The 22,125-nt window shown below is 49.7% G+C and carries 21 protein-coding genes; 14 read left to right on the forward strand and 7 right to left on the reverse strand.

Annotated elements, in window-relative coordinates:
* Positions 1 to 319 precede the first annotated feature (319 nt).
* The 5 genes from IX84_RS14295 (at position 320) to IX84_RS14315 (ending at position 5,261) form a co-directional block, all read left to right on the forward strand.
* On the forward strand, positions 320 to 3,088 hold the full coding sequence (locus IX84_RS14295) for a 2-oxoglutarate dehydrogenase E1 component (RefSeq protein WP_044221983.1): 2,769 nt from the start codon (positions 320 to 322) through the stop codon (positions 3,086 to 3,088).
* Positions 3,089 to 3,248: 160 nt separating this feature from the next.
* Complete coding sequence (locus IX84_RS14300; protein ID WP_044221987.1) at positions 3,249 to 3,707, forward strand: Uma2 family endonuclease; 459 nt, start codon at positions 3,249 to 3,251, stop codon at positions 3,705 to 3,707.
* 58 nt (positions 3,708 to 3,765) lie between these two features.
* Positions 3,766 to 4,449 carry a uracil-DNA glycosylase family protein gene (locus IX84_RS14305; protein ID WP_044221990.1) on the forward strand — a complete coding sequence of 228 codons (684 nt, stop codon included), beginning with the start codon at positions 3,766 to 3,768 and terminating at the stop codon, positions 4,447 to 4,449.
* 91 nt (positions 4,450 to 4,540) lie between these two features.
* Positions 4,541 to 4,852 carry a BrnT family toxin gene (locus IX84_RS14310; RefSeq protein WP_044221998.1) on the forward strand — a complete coding sequence of 104 codons (312 nt, stop codon included), beginning with the start codon at positions 4,541 to 4,543 and terminating at the stop codon, positions 4,850 to 4,852.
* Positions 4,830 to 5,261, forward strand: a complete 432-nt coding sequence (locus IX84_RS14315) for a hypothetical protein (protein ID WP_152605064.1) — start codon at positions 4,830 to 4,832, stop codon at positions 5,259 to 5,261. The genes IX84_RS14310 and IX84_RS14315 overlap by 23 nt, the downstream gene beginning before the upstream one ends.
* Positions 5,262 to 5,368: 107 nt before the next feature.
* Here IX84_RS14315 and IX84_RS14320 read toward each other — a convergent pair whose 3' ends face one another.
* The gene (locus tag IX84_RS14320; RefSeq protein ID WP_044222004.1) at positions 5,369 to 6,055 is read right to left on the reverse strand and encodes a hypothetical protein; all 687 of its coding nucleotides are present in this window, start codon (positions 6,053 to 6,055) and stop codon (positions 5,369 to 5,371) included.
* A 522-nt stretch (positions 6,056 to 6,577) separates the two neighbouring features.
* On the opposite strand from IX84_RS14320, the gene IX84_RS14325 reads away from it, so the two are divergent.
* Positions 6,578 to 7,480 (forward strand): hypothetical protein, encoded by a 903-nt coding sequence (locus IX84_RS14325; RefSeq protein WP_044222008.1) that lies wholly within the window; start codon positions 6,578 to 6,580, stop codon positions 7,478 to 7,480.
* A 92-nt stretch (positions 7,481 to 7,572) separates the two neighbouring features.
* On the opposite strand, the gene IX84_RS34140 is transcribed toward IX84_RS14325, so the two are convergent.
* The gene (locus tag IX84_RS34140) at positions 7,573 to 7,923 is read right to left on the reverse strand and encodes a cysteine-rich CWC family protein (protein ID WP_072013662.1); all 351 of its coding nucleotides are present in this window, start codon (positions 7,921 to 7,923) and stop codon (positions 7,573 to 7,575) included.
* A 261-nt stretch (positions 7,924 to 8,184) separates the two neighbouring features.
* Between IX84_RS34140 and IX84_RS14335 the strand changes: the two genes are divergently transcribed.
* On the forward strand, positions 8,185 to 8,418 hold the full coding sequence (locus tag IX84_RS14335) for a hypothetical protein (protein WP_152605065.1): 234 nt from the start codon (positions 8,185 to 8,187) through the stop codon (positions 8,416 to 8,418).
* Between the two features lie 297 nt (positions 8,419 to 8,715).
* Here the strand turns inward: IX84_RS14335 and IX84_RS14340 are convergent, their stop codons facing one another.
* Entirely contained in the window at positions 8,716 to 11,484 is a 2,769-nt protein-coding gene (locus IX84_RS14340) for a TonB-dependent receptor (protein WP_044222019.1), read from the reverse strand.
* 144 nt (positions 11,485 to 11,628) lie between these two features.
* Here IX84_RS14340 and IX84_RS14345 point away from each other — a divergent pair, with 144 nt between their 5' ends.
* From IX84_RS14345 to IX84_RS14355, 3 genes are all read left to right on the forward strand, one after another.
* Entirely contained in the window at positions 11,629 to 11,967 is a 339-nt protein-coding gene (locus IX84_RS14345; RefSeq protein WP_044222022.1) for a tellurite resistance TerB family protein, read from the forward strand.
* A gap of 64 nt (positions 11,968 to 12,031) precedes the next feature.
* Positions 12,032 to 12,667, forward strand: coding sequence for a pyridoxamine 5'-phosphate oxidase (gene pdxH, locus IX84_RS14350; RefSeq protein ID WP_044222025.1), 636 nt, complete (start codon positions 12,032 to 12,034; stop codon positions 12,665 to 12,667).
* Positions 12,668 to 12,695: 28 nt separating this feature from the next.
* Positions 12,696 to 12,941 carry a hypothetical protein gene (locus IX84_RS14355; protein WP_044222030.1) on the forward strand — a complete coding sequence of 82 codons (246 nt, stop codon included), beginning with the start codon at positions 12,696 to 12,698 and terminating at the stop codon, positions 12,939 to 12,941.
* Positions 12,942 to 12,947: 6 nt separating this feature from the next.
* Here the strand turns inward: IX84_RS14355 and IX84_RS31030 are convergent, their stop codons facing one another.
* The gene (locus IX84_RS31030) at positions 12,948 to 13,499 is read right to left on the reverse strand and encodes a MarR family winged helix-turn-helix transcriptional regulator (protein ID WP_160213772.1); all 552 of its coding nucleotides are present in this window, start codon (positions 13,497 to 13,499) and stop codon (positions 12,948 to 12,950) included.
* Positions 13,500 to 13,609: 110 nt separating this feature from the next.
* Between IX84_RS31030 and IX84_RS14365 the strand changes: the two genes are divergently transcribed.
* From IX84_RS14365 to IX84_RS32135, 3 genes are all read left to right on the forward strand, one after another.
* Positions 13,610 to 13,933 (forward strand): hypothetical protein, encoded by a 324-nt coding sequence (locus IX84_RS14365; protein ID WP_044222033.1) that lies wholly within the window; start codon positions 13,610 to 13,612, stop codon positions 13,931 to 13,933.
* A 236-nt stretch (positions 13,934 to 14,169) separates the two neighbouring features.
* Positions 14,170 to 14,427: a hypothetical protein gene (locus IX84_RS14370; RefSeq protein WP_152605066.1), complete on the forward strand. Its 258-nt coding sequence runs from the start codon at positions 14,170 to 14,172 to the stop codon at positions 14,425 to 14,427.
* Complete coding sequence (locus tag IX84_RS32135) at positions 14,403 to 14,735, forward strand: type II toxin-antitoxin system RelE/ParE family toxin (RefSeq protein ID WP_072013663.1); 333 nt, start codon at positions 14,403 to 14,405, stop codon at positions 14,733 to 14,735. Before IX84_RS14370 ends, IX84_RS32135 begins: the two co-directional genes overlap by 25 nt.
* A 68-nt stretch (positions 14,736 to 14,803) precedes the next feature.
* On the opposite strand, the gene IX84_RS14380 is transcribed toward IX84_RS32135, so the two are convergent.
* Both IX84_RS14380 and IX84_RS14385 read right to left on the reverse strand, forming a co-directional pair.
* Positions 14,804 to 16,144, reverse strand: coding sequence for a M24 family metallopeptidase (locus IX84_RS14380; RefSeq protein ID WP_044222041.1), 1,341 nt, complete (start codon positions 16,142 to 16,144; stop codon positions 14,804 to 14,806).
* Positions 16,145 to 16,227: 83 nt separating this feature from the next.
* Entirely contained in the window at positions 16,228 to 17,628 is a 1,401-nt protein-coding gene (locus IX84_RS14385; RefSeq protein ID WP_044222044.1) for a hypothetical protein, read from the reverse strand.
* 154 nt (positions 17,629 to 17,782) lie between these two features.
* On the opposite strand from IX84_RS14385, the gene IX84_RS14390 reads away from it, so the two are divergent.
* Positions 17,783 to 20,605: a DUF7619 domain-containing protein gene (locus IX84_RS14390; protein ID WP_044222047.1), complete on the forward strand. Its 2,823-nt coding sequence runs from the start codon at positions 17,783 to 17,785 to the stop codon at positions 20,603 to 20,605.
* Between the two features lie 271 nt (positions 20,606 to 20,876).
* On the opposite strand, the gene IX84_RS14395 is transcribed toward IX84_RS14390, so the two are convergent.
* The gene (locus IX84_RS14395; protein ID WP_044222050.1) at positions 20,877 to 22,106 is read right to left on the reverse strand and encodes a serpin family protein; all 1,230 of its coding nucleotides are present in this window, start codon (positions 22,104 to 22,106) and stop codon (positions 20,877 to 20,879) included.
* Positions 22,107 to 22,125: the final 19 nt, after the last annotated feature.

Raw genomic sequence — 22,125 nt, forward strand, 5'->3', positions numbered from 1 at the left:
CAATAAGCCATAATTATTCAAAATAAAGCAAGTCAAGGGCAAATAATAGCGCCCGGGCTTGCTTTTGTTTAAAAGCCCTCTTTACTTAGTAGCTTGACGGAAATAAATGGTACAATTTTCTTTAGGATTCACCAAAATTTTCACACAACCTCCCTCTGGTCAGTTGTTTAGAAAATTTTAGCGAATCAAAATTGTATCATTTATTTTTTTTCTCCGTCTTTTGGGGCAAATTTATGCATAGGCAGTTGCGTATCCGGCGAACGATACCTGCTGCCGCGTGTTTTCGAACAAAAAACATAATCCGTAACCATAGCAAGTAATGAACGATTTCTCATTTATAGCTAATGCTCACCCATCGTACATTGATTCGATGTACCAACAGTACCTGCAGGACCCTGATCAGGTGGAGGAAACCTGGCGTGCCTTCTTCCGTGGCTTTGACTATGCGGGCACCGCAACCAATGGCCATGCAGAGGGTGCTACCGCTGCTTCTTCTGAGGCCCTTGACAAAGAGTTCAAGGTGCTCGCCCTGATCAAGGCCTTCCGCAACCGCGGGCATTTATTGTCTACCACCAACCCAATCCGGAAGCGCCGCGACCGGCAACCGAACCTGAACCTGGAAGACTTCGGCCTCTCTGAAGAAGACCGTCAGCTTTCCTTCGAAGCGGGCCGGGAAGTGGGCATCGGCAAGGCTACCCTGCAGCAGATCATCGACCACATGCGTAAGGTGTACTGCGGTAATATTGGTATTGAATACCACCACATTCAGGACCGCGAAAAGCGCCGCTGGATACGCACTAAAATGGAAGGTTTAGAGCCGGACACAAGCTATGGCTTCGGTAATGATCAAAAACGACGCATTCTCGAGAAATTGAATGGGGCAGTGGTTTTTGAAAAATTCCTCCACACCAAATACATCGGGCAGAAGCGTTTCTCTTTGGAAGGTGGTGAGAATACCATCGTTGCATTGGATGGCCTGATTAATAAAGGTGCCGAACTCGGCGTTCAGGAAGTCCTGATCGGGATGGCCCACCGGGGGCGCCTGAATGTGCTGGCCAACATCATGGGCAAGACTTACGCTCAGATTTTTAACGAATTTGAAGGCACGGCCGTGCCGGACCTCAGCTTTGGCGATGGCGATGTGAAGTACCACCTCGGCTTCTCCTCGCAGGTAGAGACGCCTTCCGGCAAAAACGTACACCTGAAGCTGGTCCCTAACCCTTCTCACCTGGAGTCTGTCGACCCGGTAGTGGAAGGCTTTGCGCGTGCCAAGGCCGATATTTTGTACAATAGCGATTATGACCAAATCCTGCCCATCCTCATCCACGGCGATGCGGCACTGGCAGGGCAGGGGGTGACCTATGAAACCGTACAGATGAGCAAACTGGCGGGCTACTACACCGGCGGTACCATCCACTTCGTGATCAATAACCAAATTGGCTTTACCACTGACTTTGATGATGCCCGTTCTTCTACCTATAGTACGGGTGTAGCCAATGTGGTACAGGCCCCGGTTTTCCATGTCAATGGTGATGACCCTGAAGCGGTGCTGTTTGCCACAGAGTTTGCGATCGAATACCGGCAGAAGTTCAACAACGATGTCTTTATCGATATGGTGTGCTACCGTAAACACGGGCACAACGAGGGCGATGATCCCAAGTTTACGCAGCCTGAGATGTACGACATCATCAATAATCACCCGGATCCCCGGGAAGTGTACAACAGGCGGTTGGTTGAACGCGGTGATGTCGATAAGGAATTGGCTGAGGAAATGGAAGACTCCTTCTGGAAACTGCTGCAGGAGCGCCTGGACGAAGTCCGTGAAAATCCACTGCCCTACGAATATCAGGAGCCGGAGCAGGCCTGGCGGGAGCTAAAGAAAACAACGACGCCCGAAGACTACCGGGAGTCACCTGATACCGGCATAGACCGCGAGGCTGTCGATAAACTGATTAAGCACCTGACCTCCTTCCCGGATGGCTTCACACCACTAAGCAAAGTGAAGCGCCTGATGAAAGGCAAAAACAAATTGCTGGAAGAGAACAAACTGGACTGGGCGATGGGCGAACTCCTCGCTTATGGCAGTATTCTCATGGAGGGTAAAGATGTGCGCATGAGCGGTCAGGATGTCCGCCGGGGCACCTTCTCCCACCGGCACGCTGTGGCTTATGATGCGAAGACGTATGAGCCCATCAACCGCCTGGATGGTATTCAGGAAGGGCAGGGGAAATTCCGTATCTTCAACTCCCTGCTATCTGAGTTTGCCGTGCTGGGCTTTGAGTATGGCTACTCCCTGGCTTCCCCTGACAATCTGGTCCTCTGGGAGGCGCAGTTTGGCGACTTCTACAACGGTGCCCAAACCATCGTCGATCAGTATATCTCCGCTGCCGAGAGCAAGTGGCGGCGAATGAGCGGTTTGGTTATGTTGCTGCCTCATGGATACGAAGGGCAGGGGCCTGAGCACTCAAGTGCCCGACTGGAGCGTTTCCTGCAGGCTTGTGCTGAATTCAACATGACGGTGGCGAACGTGACCAAGCCGGCGAACTTTTTCCACCTGCTGCGCCGTCAGCTTGCACGCCCGTTCCGCAAGCCTTTGGTGGTAATGTCGCCTAAATCGCTGCTCCGCCACCCCGAGTGTGTGTCAGATATCAGCGAGTTCGAGTCCGGGAATAGTTTCCAGGAATTGATTGACGACCCCTTCATCGGCCCACGCAGTGGCAAGAAGGTCAAGCGGTTGTTGCTGTGCAGTGGTAAAATCTATTACGATCTGATGCAAAAGCAGCGCGAAGATGACCGCAAGGATGTGGCTATCGTTCGCCTGGAGCAGCTCTACCCGCTGCCCGATCAGCAACTGCAGGCCATCTTCGACCGCTACCCCAACGCAGAGCCGTACTGGGTACAGGAAGAGCCTTCCAATATGGGGGCCTGGCAGTACATCCACTCCATCTTCCTGGCTAAGGAAGTGGTGGTGAATACCGAGCTGAAGCACATCGCCCGCAAAGCGAGCGCTTCTACTGCAACTGGCTTCAAGGAAGTCCACGATCAGCAGCAGCAGCGCATCGTCAATCTGGCCTTTGGCGAGGAGTAGGCGTGGCTGAAGTGTATCAATTGAGCAGAGCCGCTTCCGGAGTTCCGGGGGCGGCTTTGCTGATTTACGGTCTGCTTGATATGCCTCTCTGTGAGCAATTGGACACTTGCTAAAACACTGAAATCATTGTAACTTGACAGTCAATTGAAAGGAGACGTAAATGGAGACTTTGCAGCCACAGCTTATTTATGAGCAAGAAAGGAATAAGCCACTACCCGATAAATTTCATGCCTTCATACAGCAGCAACTGTTATTTTTAATCAAATTAGCCTACCGTGACCGGTTTGAAGTACTGCCGGAGCTCAATATCCTGTTTGGAGAAGAAAAAAATGTGCCAGACCTGGCGCTTTTTGAAAAAGGTCAGCTCGACCTGACGTATAATGAAACCAACATCGCGGAAATTCCCGTAGGGGCTATCGAGATTCTATCTGGTCAGCAGCCCATACAGGAGTTGGTCATCAAGCTCGAACGTTATCTGAATGCAGGGGTGAAATCGTATTGGCTGGTGGTACCGGATTTGCGGTCCATTTATGTGTACCACCACCGGAACGACAGTAATATTTTTGGCAGCAATGATGTCCTCGTTGATGAGGTACTGGGCATTGAGCTTGAGCTCTAGGAAGTATTTGGCGCTCTTGAGCGGAAAGGCTAACTTTCGCTCATCCAAATCCATTCTTATGTCCATCGCTCAGCGCATCCTGCAATTCAACCGTTCCCTGCAGCCCAACTGGGAACTGCCACCGCATGCCGACCTGCTTTATCCCTTCGATGGCAAAGAGACCTGGAATGCTATGGAGCAATTTTACGGCAAGTACTACGGTGATGACCGCCCGCGCATTGCCATCTTTGGCATCAATCCGGGTCGTTTTGGAGCCGGTGTCACCGGAGTGCCCTTTACCGACCCCATCCGCCTGGAAGAAGTCTGCGGTATCCCAAACGCCTTTCACAAAAAACCGGAGCTGTCTTCCGACTTCGTTTACCGTTTCATCGACAACTGGGGCGGTGCGGAAGCCTTCTACGAGCATTTCTACATCACCTCCCTCTGCCCCCTCGGCTTCACCCGCGATGGCAAAAACTACAACTTCTACGATGATAAGAAACTGGAACGGGCCGTAGAGCCCCACATCATTCACAACATCCAATCGCAGCTTGATCTGGGTGTAACCAACAAAGTCGCCCTCGTCATGGGCGTAGGCAAAAACTGGAAGTACTTTGAGCCCCTCAATGAAAAGCATGGCTTTTTCGAAGTGCTAAAGCCCCTGCCACACCCGCGTTGGGTAATGCAGTACCGGCGCAAGCGGCTGGAGGAGTTTCTGGAAGACTACCAGCAGGCGCTGGATTGGGCGGTTGGGAAATTATAAACTCACATTTGAGATTGAATTGATTTCAAGGCTTCTTCATATTGATCATTAATTACAGTAACAGTACCTTTGATGCAAATAGCCGTTAAAAATGAAATTCAGTTGGGACCCGGATAAATCAGCATCAAATAAAGAAAAACATGGAATTGATTTCGATCAAGCCAAAGAGGTATTCATGGATAATAATGCAATAGTAGATCAGGCGAAAAGGGTAGAAAACGAAGAGCGCTGGCTTGCAATCGGTAAAACATTGAAACTTTTTATTGTTGCTATAGTGTTCACAATCAGAGACACTACGATCCGGATAATTTCGGCTAGGCAAGCCCGTAAGAGCGAAATAAAAGAGTATATTAGGAATTCATTTAAAGCGGACACTGAGCATGAAGATAATGAAAACAGATGAAGTGTTTGACCTCATCAATCGTGGTGAATCAGTCGACAATATTGTATTGTCTGATTTGAACAGCAAAAGATTGAGCCTCAGGGAAGCATTGCAACTGGTGGAAAATGGTTTTTCTGTTTCGCAGGAGAATATCAGGTATGATGATGCTGAAGTTGCTTATGATGCTGATTTCGATGAGGTAGAATGGGAAGGTAATTACAAAAGCCTGAGAGGACTCTTGGTTTCCAGGCAAGTCGTTGAAGAGGAGCAGCCGAAAGAAGAGATCATAACCATAGAATTATCCGTTAAGGACAAAGGCTTGAAAAACTGGCTGGGAGAGAATACTGGCAAGCTAAAGGACATCATTAATAAATTAGTGGTAGACCTGTACACTACGGAGCAATTGTTGCACCCTGACCAGCATAAATAGCGGTGGCACGGGCACTCCCCACCCCTCCAACAGGCTTCTAATCCCTTCTGGGAAAAATGAAAGAAGAGCCCTCTTTTCAAAAGTGCTCCTCTTTCATGTTGTGATCTTTACTCCTCGTAAGGAATGGTGCGTATCAAGTCGACAGGCTCTATGACTTCATCAGCCAAATAGGATAAAGTGCCACCTGAAGCATTTCCCATAAATTCTATTCTCCCTTTGATTGTATCTGGATGAACCATTAACCCTTTATATATCATTCTGGTATATCCTGCTATGTTACCGTCTTCTGTCCAATCTCTACAAACAGATTCCCCTAACTCTCCTCTTGTTGGCTGCAAAAGATGTATATGAATCTCTTTCAAGCTATCGGGCGTCATTGGGGGGATATATAGTACTTGTCTGGTAAGACTATACTCTGCATCGTCTGGGATTTCGGAGACTAAAGAAGTACCTGTAGGTACCCCGACTTCATTAGGAGAAGCCGTCCATGGCTCCTCCACAAAAGTCAGCCCAAAAGTATCTATGCATACAAACGGCTCTACATAAGCGACAAAGGTCTTAGATGACGGCATAATGCAGAATTTCCGGGCTTCAAGTTCATTGCTTATAAAAGAAGTCCTTAATTCCAGCCAGGTTTCAATGCTTTCTTCCGGGCAATCGCATTCTGCGTCCGCACAGATCATATCTCTGTCCCAACATCTTGGGCAATCGGGGGTGACTGGTACTTCATCTTTGCAGCCAGTAAAGGCTAGCAATAATGAGGAAAAAGTGAATATGATGAAGTTATATTTCATCGCAAGAATATTTTCTCGTTAGACAATGTACCGTCTGATTCGACGATGTTTACTATATATAGTTCTCCAAGGCGAGATTAATGCATTTTGACTTGCTCTTTTTTCCGCTCGCTGCGTTGAAAAGCCTCGCCGTCCGTACGGATGCCTGCGTTTTTCGCCTTGCGAGCGAAAAAAATACCTGCGTCAACTTTGCACAAGTCCTGCCTTGGAGAACTATATATAAGCCTTATTTTTAGATAAATGAATAAAATATTCCTAATTTTTAGAACTGGGCTTGTTTTTAATTGTCATAATAATGACTGTTGCCTTAGCAATTTTTCAATTAAATAATAGATTCCCGCTATTTAGGGCTTGATGGTAGCGTATTTGCTTTGAATACCAAGGAGTTTTGGTTCTGACTAAGTCTTTTTTGGCGTGTCAAATAATACGACGATAGAGCCCGCCCCGCATTTCTTCGGAGTTCATAAACTCCTGATTTGCAATAGGCGCAAGCACCAAACAAGCTCTCAAATCTCTTTGTATATGAAAAAACAACACTACCCCAACCAAAGAAAGCTATTTGAGCTACTCGAAAAACTATATTCTCTTCAGAATAAGCATTTTCCAAAACACTATATGGAAAGCGCAGGTCTTTCGAAAACCCCAGTTTACTACCGTGTCAATGGTAGGTCATCCATTACCTTTGACGAGGGTTGCAGGTTGCTTTCCAGTCACAATATTTCAATGGACCATGGTTACATTAATTCCGACACGGACAGCAGCCTAAAATTATTGGAAGAAATATTTCAACACATTGAAAAGGATGATGAAATAGAGATGACCATAATATGCTCTTCACTACCACCATTCTTATTCCATACTAAACCACTACAGGCATTCGAGCAATATTTTCAGCAGCTCACGCTTAAAAATACATCACTGGAACAAGTACCGTTTACAAGCTTTAGCTTTGATGCCAGCCATTTCGACCTGCTCGGTTCGCCTGCAATCTCAAGTGCAAAAAAGACCTTAGTACTCCCTCTTCAATTATTTGAAAAAGTCGTCCACAAAATCCATCATGTAGATGCACTAGGGCTTTTTCAAAACCAAAACATCAAAAAGCGATTGCTTAATTCGCTACTAAGTGCAGTGAAAGAACTAAAGAACTACATCACTCACTCAAAGCATCAAGTGGTAGCCTTTGAAAATCCTTATTTTGAATTGAGCAATCTCATACTTATCCAAACCCAATCATTAGGGCTCGCATATACCTGGTCTGACATGATGAGCAAGGTTTATCTTTTGACCGATGATGACAGTAACAATATTAAGCGATCTTTTATGACTATAACACCTCACTTGCATAACATCTTTCCCTACAATAGCAAGGGGTTCAGACGGTATTTTGAAACTCAAAAAAACCGCTTAGAAGCGTGGCAAACCTGAAATACGAGCTTGTTTGGAGCAGTTTTTCAATGTCCATGGCGCTAAAAAGACAGGTTGGCCTTCATTCTATCGTAGAGGAGAAGTGGTTAGAATCACCCCTTCGGATACGGGCAATGCCGGCACCCGCTCCCACAGCAGTACCCCCGCTTGAGGTGAGACCAGCTCGTCATCACGAACATCCCGTTTTCCATATAGTAATCGATGCCCTCTACAGGCCTGCCGGGCCTTTTGTAATCTGGTGCAGTATTGTACCTTTTGCCGGCTTTGAAGTCCGCCACAAACTGCTCAATTTGCTCCTGTACCTGCGCTTTGAGGCAGGCAGGGCAAAGGCAGCGTGCTGCTTCGATGGGCGCAATAGCGGGCAGCTTATGGCACCAGCAAGCAGCGGCGTTTTCCACCTGGCAGTCAAAGACAGAATTACAATTTGGGCAGGTCTGTTTCACGGTTTTGGTTTTTTAGGGGTCGCGAAACAATAACTTACCTATTTTGACTCGTTTTTTTGCACGCTAACTGCGTTAATCCCGGTTACACCGGGACACCGTAGCCCCACTATGGTTACGTTTTTTGCCTTGTTATCGCACAAAATAACTTCGTCTATTCTAGGCAACTTATTGTTGCGCGACCCCTTACGCGTCAAAGCTACCTACTTTTTACTAATTCTCATTCATACTGCAAGCGTGCGCGCGCATATCAAAGTGCACTACTTGAATAGCCTGGCAGCATTCGTGGATGAGCTGGAGCAGAGCGGGAAGCTCTACCCCAGCAACCATCGCAAATGGATAGGAAAGTTTGATTCAGAGCCAACCGTGGACAGTTATGGCTACCGGCGTTTCGACAGCCATAGCCGCTTAGACTATGTTGGGATTTCACCCTTTGGGCTGTATTTGCCAAATTTCATCCTGCACTTCGTTGCTCTTCAGTCGCTTAGCTTTGGCTAGGCTCCTTCATCGCGCCTTGTTCAGAATAAAATTTGACTGCATTCGCTCCAAAAGCGAATTCCCAACATAGTCTTAGACACACAGCTACTTGGGGCGAAAGTGAAATTCGCCAATTCGTTCGCCACGGCATTGATACTCGAAGTTCACTTCGTGTGGCCCGTAGAGCTGCAGTATTACTTTCTGTTTTGTACCCAATTGTTATGGCACAAAGCGTGCCGTGAGGTACGCAATGCAGGTAACCCAGCGACCAGGCCGGGAGTCCGTGCCGTAGGTACGGAATGTACCGCCCATGACTCCCTACTTCTTTTTACCAAAGTGCCGGATATTGTACGTAAAGTTCAGCATCACATACCGCTGCAGTACCTCCGTTTGCACATCCTCAATAAACACATCTGTGACATTCCGGCTGATGCTGTTGTTTTGCCCCAGGAGATCAAAAACGCTGAGGCTGATTTCAGCCTTGTCGTCCAGGAATTTTTTGCCCGCCTCCGCATTCCACAGCCAGAAATTTTGGTTGAAGCCCTCCGACAGCCCGTCAAACAGCTGATGGTTCACGCTGCTGCGTACTACCCAGCCGTTACCGATCAGGAAGTTAGCCCCTAGCCGGGTGGACTGATTGAGGAAGTTGTTGTCAAGGGCCGTATTCAGGCTGTTGCGCACCCGGTTGTAGCTGGTCTGGGAAGACAGCGTAAAGTCCACCCGTTCGCTGATATTGCTGCTCAGGGTGGCATTGAGGGAAGAGCCGATATTGTTGGCGTAGTTCAGGTTGTCATTGATGAGGCCCGGAATCCGCTGAAAGGTACCTCCAACGCTAAAGTTGAGGTTAGATTTGATGGCCGAAAGCGGAAAGCCATAGGTGGTAAAAGCCCGGGCATTCCAATAACCATCGAGGTTGACCGGTTGCCGGAGTTGTGCGCCCCGCTGCAGGAAGATACCGGGCCGGATCAGCAAGTCGCGATCTGCAGTGAAGGTACTGTTGCCGATGTAGTGCTGCGTGTACTGCGCGGAAAGCAACACGTAAAACACCGAAGCCTTGTCGGTATTCGTCCTGGAATAGCGGGCAAATACCCGGTGGGTATAGTCCTGCCTGAGGTCCGCATTACCGGTAGACAGTTGGAGCGGGTTGCTGTTATCGATCACCTCTTGCAGTTGGCGGAGAGAAGGTGGTGCCGTCCGCCCAAAGTAACCGGCTCTCAGGTTGGCATCCTTGGAAAACTGGTAACGCATAAAGAGCCGCGGCAGGAAGTTAAAAAAGCGCCGGTCGATAGCTTCAGGAGCCGGAAAAACCTGATCGCCGCTCAACTGTGCCCACTGCGCCACAATCCGCCCATTGAAAATCAGCTCCTTATCACGGAACCGCAGCCCTACGCTGCCCTCCTGTGTCCGGTAGGTAGTCTCAAAGGTATTGGACAGCAGCGGGTTGAGGTCAGAAAATTCACCATCTGCTGCCCGGTCAAAGGTTTCCTGATTGCCATCGGTGTTTTGCTGGCTGGCTTCGGCGCCCAATTGCAGCTGAGCCTTCTCGCCAAGGGGGTCGCTGTAGCGGATACCCGCACTGTGTGTCCACCCCGTTTCGTTCAGCCCGGCAAACTGATCAAGGTTTTCGGTGAAGGCAGAGTCTTGCAGGAAGCGGTTCTCAGAAGCCAGGAAACGCTCGCCATCCTGCTGATTGTAGTTGGTACCGACATTGAGGGAGACGGTCCGGCCCCGTTTAGCAAACCGGTGGCGGTAGTTGAGGTCATTTGAAAAACTCAGGGCGTTTAGATCCGTCTGCAGGCCAAAGTCGGTGCTGCTGAGCAGCAGGTTTTGCAGCCGGGTTTGCCCTAAGGTTTGTTCCTGCCCTTCACTTTGCTGCAAGCTGAGGCGGGGGCGTATACTGATGGTGTTTTTAGGGTCGATTTCATATTCTATCTGTGCGTTCAGCCGGTGGTTGATGGTCCGGGTATCCGCCAGGTTGTCCTCGCTGTAGGTTTGCCCCAGCAGGCGGTCGCTTAGGAAATCCTGGAAAATAGACGACCGTGCGTTGTTATCGGTTTGATTGAAAAAGTAGCTGGCGTTGGTTTCCACTTTGTCGCCCCATTTGTCGGCATAGTTCAGCCCAAAGGCGTGAGTAGTGGCAATGCCGTTCTGGGTATTCACCAGGAAATCGCTGGGGTCGGTGCCTCCGCCTCCGCCCCGCCGGCCTCTCCCCCTGCCGCGCTGACTGCCCGAGCTGCCGAAAAGGCCCGAGAGGTCTTCTCCGGCAAAATTTTGCTGATTGATGTTGTTGGTCTGCCCGATGATGGACAGTCGGGCGTCGCCTTTGAAGATGTTGACGTTGCCCCCGGCCCGGTATAGGCCTTCTTCGCCAATGCCTGCATAGAGCTTCCCAAACTCCCCTTGCCGCTTGCCGGGCTTGGTGATGATGTTGATGGCTTTGGTGGTCTCCCCGCTGTTGAATCCGCTAAACCGGTCCTGCTCGCTCTGCTGGTCAAAAACCTGGATTTTGTCGATCACCTCAGCTGGCAGATTGCGGAGAGCTGCACTGGGGTCATCGCCAAAGAAAGGCTTGCCATCCACGAGGACCTGCCTGATCTCCTCGCCCTGTGCCTGTGCCTTGCCATTCTCAAACAGCACCCCCGGCATTTTGCGGATGAGGTCCTCGGCGCTGGCATCAGGATTGACCTTGTAGGCGTTGGAGCTGTACTGCGTGGTATCGCCGGATTGGGTGGCGAGGGGGGCTTTGCCCGTGATTTCCACCTCGTCCAGATTGAGGGCGATTTGGGTAATTTGCAGTACCCCCAGGTCAAAGTCTTCCTGAAGTTCAATGGTATCCGAGTAGCTCTGGTAGCCTACGTAGGTGACCGAAAGGGCGTAGGTGCCCGGCTGCAGGCCGCTGAATTGGAATTTCCCTTTTGAATTGCTGGTCTCACTGAACTCTTTCGTGCCATCGGTGAGGTATACATACGCCCCTTCAAGCGGCGCCTGTTCCGTTGAATCGTAAACCATGCCGGTGAGGGAGAGCTGTTGGGCAAAGGCGTGCGCCAGGGGCAACAGCAGAAGAAGCAAGCTGCTTAGGATTTTCATATGCAGTATGTAATTAGGTCTATTTACCCCGTTAGACCACGTTGGGCCTGCCCTTTTTCCCGCCGTCGTGAAGATAAGTGAAAAAAATCACTGTTGTACTTACTTTAGAATGCCTATCTTAACGACAACTAACCAACTGTACAGATGAACCTCGACTGGACTTACGAAGAATTCTCAGCTTTTGCGATGTTATACGCTGCCTCCGTCGATGCCGAAATCGACCCGGAGGAGGAAGCCCTGATCCAGCAACGATTGGACGACCGCAGCTACCGGCGGGTAAAAGCGGTTTATGAGGAATGCTCTGATTCCGAATGCATCAATACCATTTTGGGCTACCAGAAGAAATTTATGACGGATCAGGCTGGCCGTGAGCGACTCCTGAGCGATCTGCGGGAAGTCTTTGAGGCAGACCACCGGTATACGGCTGTTGAGCGTGAAATCATGCATTTGTTTAAACGCCTGCTCGAATCAGAAGACCACTGACCTTCTTCATTGACTGTACCCTCAGAGCGGACTACATTTGGGCTGAAACCAAACGCAAAATGCCATGGATTTAGCAATGATGCGGGAAGAGTTCACCCTTTCGGGCTTGTCAAGAGAAACACTGCTGGCCGACCCGGTACAACAATTCGAAGCCTGGTTTGAGCAAGCGGAGTCAGCAGGTCTCAATATGCCCAATGCCATGTCTCTGGCTACGGTATCTCCCGATGGACAGCCCAGCCTGCGCACCGTGCTGCTGAAGTATTTCGACAACACCGGTTTTGTATTCTTTACGAATTATGAGAGCAAAAAGGCGAAGGACATTGCCGCTAATGCAAAAGTTGCCCTGCACTTTCCGTGGCTGGACCTCGAGCGGCAGGTGAAGATTATGGGGCGGGCGGAGCGTGTCAGCACAGCCGAGTCCGCAAAGTACTTTCTCAGCCGGCCTCACGGCAGTCAGCTGGGGGCCTGGGTGTCCAACCAAAGTGCGCCCATTTCTTCCCGGCAGATGCTGATGTCCAAGTTTGAAGAGCTAAAGCAAAAATTTAAGAAGGGTGAAGTGCCCCTGCCCTCATTTTGGGGCGGTTACCGGGTCGTGCCGGATACTTTTGAGTTTTGGCAAGGGCGTAAGCACCGCCTGCACGACCGTTTCCAGTATACTTTGGAAGCAGAAAAGTGGAAAATAGAACGATTGGCGCCCTAAGGTGTTTGGGTTGAAAACCAGCGCAAAGATGTCTGAACCATTATCTAAACTCAAACTACAACTCATCCAGGCTATTCTGCGCACGGATGACCCGGAGGTGCTGCGCACAGCCCTGCAAGTCCTTTCCCTGGAGAGTCCTGCTGCAACCACAGCCTCAGCTGACCGGCCGATGTCATTGGATAACCTGCCTGATATGCTCAATCAGGGCGCAGCGCCCACCGATCCGGAGGTGCAGGATATGCAGCGGGATATTGATGAGGTTTTTAATGCTTAAAACGCATCACTTTATCAACTGATCCAAAATTCCACTGATCTTTATCTTCTCGCCCAGGCTCAGGGGCGCTGTGAATTTGGTGAAAATTGAATCCATCTTTGGTTTGATAGCTCTTAGTTCCTGCTTGCCTGCTTCGGTTATTTTGATCCTTTTGGCTCTTTTGTCTTGTTCGTCCGGAAATTCAAGTACCAGCTTATTCCTGAGCAGCCGCTTGATGATCTCTATGCCGGTAGGAGCTTCCAGATTATGCAGTTCCACGATTTCCATTTTCCTGAAGCTGTCCTGATAATCCAGATGTAGCAAGAAGCTGTATTCATCAATTGAAGAAATACCTGAGACGGACAAAATAGACTTGGCCTGCTTTTTCAGTTCCTTATTCAGGTACATGACCTTGAAGGCAATCAGTAGTTCGTCATGCTCGGAATGCGGGTCATCTGCTTGGTCGGTAAAAAGTTGGTTGTTCAGCCAGATGACGAAATCTTCTATCCTGCTCCCTTCTCCCTGTTTTTGAAACACCTCCATGTATTGGATGATTTCCTTCAGTAATGAATAATCCATGGGTTGCATTTAGTTCATTTTTGAATAAATATATAAAAATAGTTTCATAAATGAAATTAAAGTGTAAATTTAGATCGGAAACATAATTTTTAATTGAAACAACAATAGTGATGAACAATCTATCCTACACGTTCGTGTCCGTATCAACTGCAAAACCAGGCCGGCTAGACGAGTTAGTACAAATTGCCAAAGCGCCCAGTGAAAAAATGGATGAAAAACTCGACGGTGTTATTGCCCGGCAGGTTGGTGTCGACAGGGCGCGCAATACTGTGATCGTTTGGGTGACTTTTGATAAAAAGGAAACCCTTTACAACTTTCTTGAAACAGAGCAGGGGAAAGACGACCACGGCGAAAGCGAAGATATGAGCTGTATCGAATCTTATGAGATGTATGACCTTGAGCCGGTAAGCGAAAGGCTGCTTCCGAAAGTGTAAAAGCATAAGGTGAAGGTATGGGCAAGCCCCTTGATGCAGCATGCAGGGATTTATGTATTGGGCTACCTTTCCGAATGCAGGAAAGACCAAAATCCCTTATTTACCTGGGAGTCAGATACAGCCCCTCCTGGCCCGGTAAGAACTGATTGATCAATAAAACCGTTATATTTATGGTCGTAAAATTATGATCCCCAACAAACATTGATACAATGGGAGCGCAGCAAATTAGAGATGTATTGCATTATCGGATCGAACAAGCAGACGAACGGTTCTTGCAGGTGATTTATGCGATGGTAGAAGCGTATGCCCATCAGCATGAACTTGATACGGATATGGAGCACCCCATGGGCTATCAGGCAGGAGAACCCCTAACTCTGGAAGAATTGAAGGCTAAGGTTGCCAGAGCAGAATCCCAGGCTGATCAAGGCATGTCTTATACCGTAAGCGAGGTCCGTAAAGAAGCAAGCACATGGCTAAAGGGAAGTACAGAGTAATTATTACGCTTGAAGCTCGCGATGACCTCAAGAGAGAAATAGATTTCATTCGGAGAAAATGGTCAGTCGCCCGAGCCGGTAATGTTCAAAATGGCCTTTTGGATGAAATAGACAAGCTGGATGCTTTTCCTAACCGCCATCCGGAACATCAGGGGCTGACCAATCAAAAACATACGTACCGATTTGTGCCAAAATGGTCCTATCTGATCATTTACCGGGTAGAAGAAGATTTAAAACGTGTCCGGGTAGTAAGCATATTTAGCACAGCTCAAAATCCTGAAAACATTGACGATGTTCAAGGCCGATAGTCTATGACCTTAATCAAAGGGGAGGTGAAATTGGCTTGCGTCAAAAAGTTGGGAGGCATACAATTTTATCACTCCCTGATTTGCCGGGGGATCAAATACAGCTCCTCCTGCCGCCCGTCAATATAACGCACCCCGTTCTCATCAAAGAAAGCATCTTCCTCCATCATCATGCGGATTTCCTTGTTCCACTCCGGTAAGTACACCTTGGTATTCAATTCAATGGAGTAGGCGGTGTTGTGGTAGAGCGGGTAATCGCCCTTGTGGGGCACGCCCTCCTGCTGATCCCAAAGCCCGATAGTTGACCCCGCGCCATGCCCGTGGTAGCCGATGGGGTGGGTGTAAATCTGGGGTTTCAGCCCGGCGTATTTGGCCTTTTTCAATGCCTCCGCAAGGACTTCATTGCCAGTCCGCCCTTCCTGAAATTCGTTGGTCAGAATATCCATGAGATGAAGGCCTTTCTTGTGGGCTGCTTTGAGGAAAACCGGTGCATCGGTCTCTCCGGGTTTTAAAACGTAGGCATTCTGTTGTGTATCCGTATTCAGCCCCATGTAGGTGATCCCAAAGTCGCAGTGCACCAGGTCGCCGGGCTGAATGACCGTCTCTCCGGGGCGGGAAGCAAAGCTGCGGGTGGAGCCGTTGTCCTCCGGATTGGCACGTTGCACATCCACTGTGGGGTGAAACCAGGCGGTCAGCCCCAGCTCCCGGATGCGCTCCCGGTAGAACCACACTACATCATCGGTCGTAGTCACGCCGGGCTGTATCACCTGATCGGAAAGCCCCTCCGCAATAATGGCATGGGCAATACGGCAGACTTGCTGATAGACCGTCATCTCTTCTGAAGTGCGGGTTTCCAGCCAACCTAGGGCCAGTCGTTCACCGGTGACGACCCTTTCCTGATAAGCTTCGGGCAGATGCGCCATCAGCTGATCGTAGTGGTAGGCCGACAAGCCATCTGCCAGGCCGAAGTGTTCCGACCGGTTGACGGCGATTTTTGCCGGACCTCTTTCCGTAATCAGCTGGGCCAGCCGCTTCCATTGATCGGGTTCCACCTCCTTGTCCCAGGCTTTTTTGAACACTTCGCCTACATCATAGCGGGCGCAGGCGAGGGTTTCCAGGCTGTCGCCGGTATCGTAAATGACCAGCATCGTCGTACGGCGGGCCGAGAGCCAGAAGGAAGGCAGCATGGTTTTAAGTACCGGGTCTTCATTGTACTCCCGGGCGATGAGGATCCACATGTCGATGCTTTCACGCTGCATAATGGCGGGCAGTACCGTCTTCATGCGTTGTTGCAGCCATTGGTCGCGCAGTTCGCCCTGTTTTTGCAGGGGTAGGATATGTGGCATCTCGTATTGACTTTTCAGGGCAAAGGGCAGACTGAAAAGCAGCAACGTCAGGGCAAAAGTTCTCATAATACCTGGAGATTTAAGTTAGTCCAATTGAGCGGGTCTAAAATAAGATTTAAATCTGGCAACGTTCCGGTGGCCGTTCAGCGTTATGGCAGCTGAGAGAGCAGCCAGTTCTTTTCGGCTACTACGGAAGAGCCCAGTATATTGGCTTTTAGGCGTGCTTTTTGCTGCGGTGCGACAGGGGGGAGGTCTAATAGTTTTTTAGTGAATTTTATCATATTCAGGTAATGGGTTTTATGGTAAGTCATGATTTTCTTCCGGTTGATGAAGTTGCGCATAGCTTCCAGATGGGCGTAGAGTAGCTCGTAAGCTCCAAGCTCAAAATAGATTTTCATTGCAATGGTTTTTGCAGATAGGTTTAGCAGAAGGTCTGAAAATGCGGAGCGGTTAATCAGGTCGAGGGCCAGTTCGTAATGTTTTCGTTCGTACTCCAGCCAGGCCAGATTGAAGCAAAAGGTGCTTTCACGGTATTGGGCTTCAAGTTTGGTTTTGTACTGATGGACAAAATCCACCGCCCAGTCCAATTCCCGGGCTACAATAGCCTTCGCCACGATATTCCTGTAGGTGAAGCGGGAGAGCTGCCCGTTCAGGAGCAGCACCTGATTGCTCAACCCTTCCCGGTAAATGCTTAGCCCTTCTCTGGCGAAACGTTTGACGCCTTTATTCATTTGGCGGATACAGAAGTTGGTCGCCAAAAGGAATAAGTCACGAAGCTCATCTTTGGGGAACAGCGCCTGATGAGCCAGGGTTAGGGCCTTAAATTTTTCAAAGTGGCGGTGTTCTTCAGGCTGAGTCAGTGCCAGGTAGCAATAATAGTATACTGCAACGGAAGGGAGGTCAAGCATGTTGCTTCGTCTAATGTAGCTAAGCATTTCAGGTAGCATGCCCAAGTCGTACTCTGTTTTGTAAACGGCCCGGTGCGAGAGGGCGAAACAGCTCTGCCTGAGTTTTGCCGTAATGAATGCCGCTTCAAGATTTTCCTGAACTGGCTGTAGGTGCAGGTCTTCCATACGGCGCTGCGAGGCATGAAATCGGTATTCCTCCAGTCGGAGCGCATAGGCATCCTGATAGTACTCGGCATGTCGCAACCCCCGGTTTTTCTGTAGCTGATGGGCCTTGGTAAGGCTTTGTTTGAAGTGGCGGGGTAGTTTCAACGCCCGGTAGGCACGGGCTAGCGCTAACTGTGCATTGACTTCCTGTGCATTAACCTGTTGGTAGATCAGGTACTGCTCCATGACTTTTAACAGCAGGCTCATGCTCAACCTCAATTTGTGGTCGTCAAACCGGCGTTCCGGAAACAGCCGGGCGAACGCCTCCTCTCTTTCAGGGAGGACTTTCCGCTCAAACTTGCAATGTGTAAGGTAGTCCAGTAACGCTTCCACATGCTGGCGCTGATTGAAGAATGGGGAGGCTACGGCTTTTTTCAGTTGTCGGATATCCTGACGGGGCAGGGTATCAAATAATTCGTAAAGTTTGCTGCTGACCATTAGCTTTTTGATGCGAAATCTAAATTGAAATACAAGTTTTATAGGGCTTATGATTCCAGATAAGGAGGATGATGTGATGCAAAATAGAAAAATTGTATTTGTCTGCCGATGATAACTGCGCCACTTTTGTAAGGAATCAACAAAAGCTACTAAAATGAAAGGATGCAGACTGTTTAATGGAGTTGTGGTGAGTACGGTGTTGCTCGTTGTGCCGTTTATCGGGCTGGCCCAGGGGTGGGAGCGCGTGTTTCCCGGAGCATTTGGTGCCTTTGGCAACCAGGTATTTGTAGAAGCGGACAGCAGTTACCTGATCCATAGCTTTTTCGATTCTTCTCCCCGTCTGATGACGGTCAGTAAGCAAGGTTATGAAACAGGAGCTATCGATGTTTCGGGAGGGCTCCTAACTGGCGATATCATCACCACTATGGATGGGCAGCTCGCTTCGGGCAATAACTTATCCACATCTGCTCCATCGGATAGCAATGATGTAAGAATCTCCAAATTTGACCGGGCCGGGAATACCATCTGGCAATATACCTATGGGTCGGCTCAGCAAAACCAGCGGGTTTCGGCAATTGTACAAGGCACCACGGGGCATTATGCCTTTGCCGGGGGCATCGGGAATCCGAGCACCACTACCGGCTACGTAGCTTGCATTGATGAGGCAGGCAATGAGCTATGGTACACCGGGCTGTTTGGGTCTTTCGAGATATTTGACTACCAGCTGGCCGCTACCCCTGATGGCGGTTACTTTGTAGCGGGTTCCCGTAATGCCTTTAATAACGCCTTCTACATGGCGAAGCTGGATCAGAATGGTAACGTAGAATGGAATAGCCAGGACTATCAGGGGCTGTATGTAAGGGCTGTGGCCACTACCGCCGATGGCAATATTGCTTTTATCGGGGAAGGCAGCGACTTCACCAGGCTGGTCAAAATTGCTCCTGACGGAACAGAATTGTGGCTTCAGGAATGGCCCTCGCGCTATGTTACAGGACTGGTCGAAACAGACGATGGCGGTTTCGCTTATTTGTATGAAAAGTACGAGCCGAACGGCATTTCAAAAATAGGCCTGGTAAGGACCGATAGCAATGGCGATGAGCTTTGGGAGCAGGAATTCTACAGCTTTCCTGGCCGGAATTCAGGTAGTGACCTCAAAGTCACCCCGGACGGCGGGTTTATAATCGTAGGCTCAGCCAGCGGAGAGAGCCTTAACCCGGAATACTCGGAATTGTACCTGATCAAAACAGACGCAGCCGGAAACGCCATTACCAATGTCATCGAAGGGTTTGTCAAATACGACCTCAATGAGGATTGCCTGGCCGGAGCTGACGAAATGGGGTTTGAAAACTGGGTGGTAACAGCCCAGGGGAGTGCCCGCAATTACTACAGCTCAGTAGATGAGCTTGGGTTTTACCGGGTTCGGGTCGATACCGGGACGTATGAGGTACAGGTGAATACTCCCTCTGCATTCTGGGTGGCCTGCGAGGAGAGCATACCTGTTGTAATGGCCCAATTTGGAGATACTGTTGGGGTAGATATGCCGGTTCAGAGCATTGGCGACTGCCCTTTGATGGAAGTCCATACCAGTGCATCCCGCTTCCGGCTTTGTGAAGAAGCCACCTTGAGTGTACAGTATTGTAATCAGGGTACTGCAATTGCCAATACCGTTACTGTTGATTTGAGCATTGATGAAGATTTGGAGTTCCTGGGTGCTACCATACCGGTGCTCAGTCAAAATGAGGATACTTTTACCTTTGATGTCGGAGCAGTTGCCCCCCTGGAGTGTGGGAATTTTACGGTCAACCTGATGGTTGGCTGTGATATAGAACTGCTGGGGCAGAGCCTTTGCACGGAAGCCCATATCTATCCGGATACAACCTGCCTGCCGGTCGACCCCTCCTGGTCTGGAGCCAGTATTCAGGCAAGCGCTTACTGCGAAGGAGATGAAGTAAAACTCCAATTAAAAAACGTAGGCATCGGGAATATGCAGGAGGCTTTGAATTACCTGGTGGTAGAGGATGACGTGATCATGATGATCGAGCCCTACACGCTGGAAAGCGGAGATTCGATAGAGATCGCCTTACCCGGCACTGGTGCATTTTACCGCATTGAAAGCCCTCAGGTGCCTTTCCATCCCGGATTTTCCATGCCGAGCGCCCACGTGGAAGCCTGTGTGAGCGGCGATCAAAGCGTGAGTACAGGGTTTGTAGGGCAGTTCCCGCTCGATGACAGCGATTTATTCGTGGACCTGTTGTGCAAGGAAGTGGTGGCCGCATATGACCCCAATCAGAAGTCAGCCGAGCCCAAAGGGTATCAGGAAGCGCACTTTATAAACAATGGAGAGACGTTGGAGTATTTTATTGAGTTTCAGAACACAGGAACAGATACAGCAAGAAGGGTCGTGCTGCAAGACATCCTTTCTCCCCACCTTGACCCCGGTACTTTTAAGCCGGGGGCGGGGAGCCACAGCTATGAAGCGGACTTGAGTGAAGATGGGGTGCTGACCTTCACATTCGAACAAATAATGCTCCCGGATAGCAATGTCAACTGGCTGGGTTCACAGGGCTATGTCGCCTTTGAAATCGAACCAAAGCCCAATCTCCCAATCGGCACCGTTATTGAAAATCAGGCCTCAATCGTTTTTGATTTCAATCCACCTATTGCGACCAATATCACCTGGCACACTATCGGAGAAGATTTTGTGGTGGTGGATATAGGCACGTTGCATTTGCCAACTGTGGAGGTGCTGGTCTATCCCAACCCGTTTTATCAGTCCGCAACCTTTGAGGTGAAAGGGCTGGAAAATAAGCCTGTTACCTTTCAGCTGTTCACCGTTGAGGGACGTAAGGTCAGGGAAGCTCAATTTAGGGGTCCGCAGTTTCAATTGGACCGCCGTGGGTTAAGCGGTGGCTTCTACTTTTACGTCATTAGTCAGGGGGCAGAGTTGGTTAATACAGGCAAAATCGTAGTACACTAATGCGCTGTAAAGTATCAAATGAAGCGCGTAGCCAAGCCAGTAAGTGCTGCAAGACTTCGGAGAAGTTACACCTTTCTAACCTTAGCAATACCACGGGAGACCGACTTCGGAGAAGTCGCATGTTATCCCCAGCCAGAGGCGTAGCTCCTTTAACTCATCTACGGGCACTCAGCTTTTAAAACTTGACAAAGCACCAGCAGGTCCTCCATACATGCAGCGTGCCCAACCATTGGAGTCAATAGTCGGGCACGCTGCTTCCGTAGTTGCCGGTCTACTCCACTGACGGGTCCGCCACATACCCGGTAAACAACATGGTATTGGTCTCTATATGCCGGAGGACCAGAACAAAGGGCTGGTCAAACCGGAAGAAGGGCGGGAGAGAGGTCGTGCCAAAGCCAATACTCGTTGCCGCAGCCCCTTCTGCGCCCTGTTCATCTACTTCCAGCACTGCTTTGTGAGCAATCTGTTTGATGAAAATATTCTGCCCGTTGGTTGCACTCCCCATGGGCTGAAAGTCCGCCAGCGCAGGAGAAAAGGCATTCTCCATGCCCAGGCTGCGGAGGGAACCGACAAGGTTGTTGCCGTATTCCAGATTCAGTTTGGGGAACTGTACAATCGCCCTGCCGGGCTGAATGGCATCGTATAGCGCCAGCCAGCGGTCTTTGGTCAGCGAGGTAGGCCACTGTGCAGCCGGCTGCTCCGGGTCAGGCATAATGAGGGTCAGGCTGTAGGTGGAATCCTTGAATGGGAGGTCTACCATGTGCAACCCATCCGCCTGAGCGGTGAGGAAGCTGGCATCCTGATTGACAAAGGGGACTTCTGTTGTGCCGCCCGCTGCCGTTTGGAAGGTACCGTCAAAGGTCAGCTCCTCCGGGAAGCCCGCCAGCCAGTCTGCTTTGAAGTACAGGGCATTGATCAGAAAAGCCACATCCTCGGAAGTGATCTCTTCCACGATGACAGGAATTTTACCATTGGTCTTTTCCGATACCCAGTTGTTGATGGTTTGCTTGCTTTGCGCTTCCTGCCGGAAATCCAGGCTCTCAGAGGAAGCGGCATAAAATTCGCTTAGCGGGTTCAGGAAGGCCTGCTCCACGTCAATACGCTCTGCATCATAGAAATAGCTGTTAGCAACTGTCACTTCCGGGTGGTCGGCGGGATTGGTGAGAAGGGTATTGAGCTGTTTGTGGGCCTGATTCAGGCTTTCCACGCTGACGTTGCTGCCATCCATGAGGTCCAGCATTTGCCCCAGGGAGCTGCCCTGTGCGCCATTTTGCGCCATGAAGAGCGCCGTTTGTACGCTATAGGGCGAAATGAGGATGTTCTCCTCCGGTAAGGCTTGCTGCTCCTGATGAAAGAGGTCCCAGCCTAGGGTTTGGTTCATGTCAGCGGCTTGTTCCATATCAGCGGTCACTGGGAGATAGGGAGCTGGTTCGTTGGAAGCGGTATCGCATTGCCAGAAAATAAAGGCGGACAACAGGCTAAGAAAAATAGTTTTGTTCATGTCTGATGGATTTACTTTG

It is taken from the genome of Phaeodactylibacter xiamenensis (assembly GCF_000759025.1).
In the GTDB taxonomy this organism is placed as follows: domain Bacteria; phylum Bacteroidota; class Bacteroidia; order Chitinophagales; family Saprospiraceae; genus Phaeodactylibacter; species Phaeodactylibacter xiamenensis.